Consider the following 287-nt stretch of genomic DNA (forward strand, 5'->3'; position numbering starts at 1 on the left):
AGCGGCGAAGCTGCGCCGGACTCAGATTAGCGGCCTCCAGCAGGGAAGCATGACTTAACCTGTCGGCCACAATCCGGTCATTTTTTTTCATTAAGGCGGTAATGACCGCCTGATTCGCCGCAAAGCCAGAGATAAACAGCAGCGCGCGCGGATATCCTAACCATTGCGCCAGTTCCTCCTCTAACGCCCGGTGCGCCACGGAATAACCGCTGATATGACCCGACCCGCCGCTGCCGACGCCAAAACGCGTCGCTGCCTGTTGCCAGGCGCGAATAATCTGCGGGTGT

1 protein-coding gene is annotated in these 287 nt (G+C 58.9%); it reads right to left on the minus strand.

Features of this window, described 5'->3' with window-relative positions:
* Positions 1-287: aminotransferase class I/II-fold pyridoxal phosphate-dependent enzyme (locus tag VF724_RS21430; protein WP_371756257.1), on the minus strand; the 287-nt coding region annotated here is incomplete at both ends.

It is taken from the genome of Ferviditalea candida (assembly GCF_035282765.1).
Lineage (GTDB): Bacteria > Bacillota > Bacilli > Paenibacillales > KCTC-25726 > Ferviditalea > Ferviditalea candida.